Genomic DNA, 4,146 nt, shown 5'->3' with positions numbered 1-4,146 from the left:
TTGGTTGCGGGAGCAGGATTTGAACCTGCGACCTTCAGGTTATGAGCCTGACGAGCTACCGGACTGCTCCATCCCGCGTTATTTTTGTGTGCTCGGGAACCGAAGTTTCCGGCGAGGGCTTTGTTTGCCCGGTCATTTTTGTTTAGCGCGTCCTCGATCCTTTCGGATCTGCGGGCGTCGCGTGGGCTGCTCCATCTGGGGCATGCCCTGGAATTTTGTTGCCTTGGATGCTGCGCTGTTAAGGGACAAGAGTTCCGAAGCGCAGCGAAGGCAAGCGCAAGTGCGCGCCGGCCACTTTTGGCCGCCCCAAAAAGCCTGGATTTGGGAGGCCAGGGCGAAGCCCGATGCGGCCGTGAGCGCTATGTTGAAGAGATGCGCGCTCAAGCAGCCGATAGGCGGTAGCGCACTAAAAATGTCAAACTGCGTTTTGCAGGCCTGGCGACGACCTACTCTCCCACACCTTAAGATGCAGTACCATTGGCGCTGGGGAGTTTCACGGCCGAGTTCGGGATGGGATCGGGTGGGGGCTCCCCGCTGAGGCCACCAGGCCGGCGAAGCGCAGTTTGCTTTTCCCTCACGGCCGCACCGCGCTTTTCAAGCGCTGGCCTGCGGGAGCGCGCCCTGACCGGGCGGCGGCCGCTTGGCCTTGCGAAGCTTGCGCTTCGAACTGTGTTTCCACGAGGGGTAAAACTGGTCTTGGTTTGATCATTTCAAACGCACTCAAGTAGCCGCTAGGCGGTAGTGCACTTAAAATGATCGTTTCAAAGCGCCTTTGGCGCTTTTAAAAGATGAGCATTGACTAATGAGAGGATCAAGCCAAACGAGCTATTAGTAAAGCTAAGCTTCATGCGTTGCCACACTTCCACACGCTTCCTATCGACGTGGTGGTCTTCCACGGCTCTTCAGGGAGAACTGGTTTTGAGGTGGGTTTCCCGCTTAGATGCTTTCAGCGGTTATCCCTTCCGTACATAGCTACCCTGCAATGCGGCTGGCGCCACAACAGGTCCACCAGAGGTACGTCCATCCCGGTCCTCTCGTACTAGGGACAGATCCTCTCAATTCTCCTACACCCACGGCAGATAGGGACCGAACTGTCTCGCGACGTTCTGAACCCAACTCACGTACCACTTTAATTGGCGAACAGCCAAACCCTTGGGACCTGCTCCAGCCCCAGGATGTGATGAGTCGACATCGAGGTGCCAAACAATGCCGTCGATATGGACTCTTGGGCATCATCAGCCTGTTATCCCCGGCGTACCTTTTATCCGTTGAGCGATGGCCCTTCCACGAGGGACCACCGGATCACTATGGCCGACTTTCGTCTCTGCTCGACTTGTCAGTCTCGCAGTCAGGCAGGCTTATGCCATTGCACTCAACGAGCGATTTCCGACCGCTCTGAGCCCACCTTCGCGCGCCTCCGTTACCATTTGGGAGGCGACCGCCCCAGTCAAACTACCCGCCACACACGGTCCCGGATATTGTTGTACCGCGGTTAGATATCCATGACGACAAGGGTGGTATTTCAAGGGTGACTCCACCTCAGCTGGCGCCAAGGCTTCAACGTCTACCACCTATCCTACACATGTCGTGACGAATACCAGTGTGAAGCTGTAGTAAAGGTGCACGGGGTCTTTCCGTCTGACCGCAGGAACCCCGCATCTTCACGGGGAATTCAATTTCACTGAGTCTATGCTGGAGACAGCGGGGAAGTCGTTACGCCATTCGTGCAGGTCGGAACTTACCCGACAAGGAATTTCGCTACCTTAGGACCGTTATAGTTACGGCCGCCGTTTACTGGGGCTTCAATTCGGTGCTTGCACACCTCCTCTTAACCTTCCAGCACCGGGCAGGCGTCAGACCCTATACGTCGCCTTGCGGCTTCGCAGAGCCCTGTGTTTTTGATAAACAGTCGCCACCCCCTGGTCTGTGCCACCCCAATCCGGTTGCCCGGACCGAGGTCTCCCTTCTCGCGAACTTACGGGAGCATTTTGCCGAGTTCCTTCAGCATAGTTCTCTCAAGCGCCTTGGTATTCTCTACCAGTCCACCTGTGTCGGTTTCGGGTACGGTTTATAAAGTGGAGCTATTTCCTGGAACACATTCGCTGCACCCCCAATCCAATAAGGAGATACAACACACTGCATCCGTCACTACCACCAAGCTGCAGAATATTAACTGCATTCCCATCGACTACGCCTTTCGGCCTCGCCTTAGGGGCCGGCTAACCCTGCGCCGATTAGCGTTGCGCAGGAACCCTTGGACTTTCGGCGAGCGGGTCTCTCACCCGCTTTATCGTTACTCATGTCAGCATTCGCACTTCTGATATCTCCAGGACCCCTCACAGGTATCCCTTCGCAGACTTACAGAACGCTCCGCTACCGCGCATCATAAGATGCACCCGCAGTTTCGGTGTATGGCTTGAGCCCCGGTACATTTTCGGCGCGGGACCCCTTATTTAGACCAGTGAGCTGTTACGCTTTCTTTAAATGATGGCTGCTTCTAAGCCAACATCCTGGTTGTTTTGGGAGTCCTACATCCTTTCCCACTTAGCCATAACTTAGGGACCTTAACTGGCGGTCAGGGTTGTTTCCCTCTCCACAATGGACGTTAGCACCCACTGTGTGTCTGCCGGATAGTACTTCTCGGTATTCGGAGTTTGGTTAGGATCAGTAAGGCGGTAAGCCCCCATAGCCCATCCAGTGCTCTACCCCCGAGAGTATTCATCCGACGCTCTACCTAAATAGATTTCGCGGAGAACCAGCTATTTCCGAGTTTGATTGGCCTTTCACCCCTAGCCACAGCTCATCCCCGACTTTTTCAACAGGCGTGGGTTCGGTCCTCCAGTGCGTGTTACCGCACCTTCAACCTGGCCATGGCTAGATCACTCGGTTTCGGGTCTAATCCAACGAACTAAAACGCCCTGTTCAGACTCGCTTTCGCTACGCCTACACCTATCGGCTTAAGCTTGCTCGTTAAATTAAGTCGCTGACCCATTATACAAAAGGTACGCTGTCAGGCTTGCGCCCTCCAACTGTTTGTAGGCATCCGGTTTCAGGATCTGTTTCACTCCCCTCGTCGGGGTGCTTTTCACCTTTCCCTCACGGTACTTGTTCGCTATCGGTCGACAAGGAGTACTTAGGCTTGGAGGGTGGTCCCCCCATGTTCAGACAGGATTTCACGTGTCCCGCCCTACTCAAGGACTATAAGAATTTCTACCCGTAAGGGGCTGTCACCCACTAAGGCCCGACTTTCCAGACGGTTCCGGTTCTTATCCTATAGCCACTGGCCTGGTCCGCGTTCGCTCGCCACTACTAGCGGAGTCTCGGTTGATGTCCTTTCCTCCGGGTACTTAGATGTTTCAGTTCCCCGGGTTTGCTCCCTTGCGGGTACTCCATACGGAGTGGGTTTCCCCATTCGGAAATCGCCGGATCAAAGCTTATTCGCAGCTCCCCGACGCTTATCGCAGCGTATCACGTCCTTCATCGCCTCTTGTCGCCAAGGCATCCACCGAATGCCCTTAAGACACTTGATCACTCTCATTATCAATGCTCATCAATGGCCTGCCATCCACAAGCAAAACTCCCGGGTACCTTTTACACCCAGGCGCAAGCCAGCTTCAAACAAACCGATCATTGATTAATTAAGACCAGTTTCACGAGATTTCTTTGATTGCCATGCGGTCAAGCTGACAAACCACTTAATCGTGGAGCCCTGCATTGGTTTCCCGCGCTACCGCGCTTCGCGCCACTTGAGCGCCAACACAGAGATCAAAAAAATCTTCTCTTCAACGATGTCAAGAACAAGCGATGATCAGAACAATCATCGCAAAACGGTTTCTTCTTCAAAAACAAGCTTGTTTTCCTTGCAATCACGGCTGAGCGAGCCTGCGGCTCTAGCCTCCGCTGCGCTCCGGAACTCCCGTTCCAGGCAAACCATGAGCAAGCAACCCGGCGAACCAAACACGCGCTCAAGCAGGCGATAGCCGCTAGCGCAAGAATAATGGTGGAGCCTTACCCGTTTGCCCGCAGATCCGAAGGATCAAGGACAAACAAATCATAATGTCGGCTGGCGACACCATGAACGAAGTGAATGGTGGAGCCAGACGGGATCGAACCGACGACCTCATGCTTGCAAAGCACGCGCTCTCC

General features: G+C 54.5%; 2 tRNA genes and 2 rRNA genes (1 of these 4 running past the window's edge). All 4 read right to left on the bottom strand.

From position 1 onward, the window contains the following. Window position 1: 1 nt before the first annotated feature. Window positions 2-78: transfer RNA gene (locus tag LA5095_RS31555), tRNA-Met, on the bottom strand. A 355-nt stretch (window positions 79-433) separates the two neighbouring features. Continuing rightward, a 5S ribosomal RNA gene (rrf, locus tag LA5095_RS31550) occupies window positions 434-548 on the bottom strand. 259 nt (window positions 549-807) lie between these two features. Continuing rightward, window positions 808-3,530: ribosomal RNA gene (locus LA5095_RS31545) — 23S ribosomal RNA — on the bottom strand. A gap of 558 nt (window positions 3,531-4,088) precedes the next feature. Further along, a tRNA-Ala gene (locus LA5095_RS31540) sits at window positions 4,089-4,146 on the bottom strand (it continues 18 nt past the right edge of the window).

Source organism: Roseibium album (genome assembly GCF_001404515.1).
GTDB lineage: Bacteria > Pseudomonadota > Alphaproteobacteria > Rhizobiales > Stappiaceae > Roseibium > Roseibium album.
The sequence above is the reverse complement of the archived record's forward strand: the minus strand, read 5'-3'. Positions and strand labels throughout refer to the sequence as shown.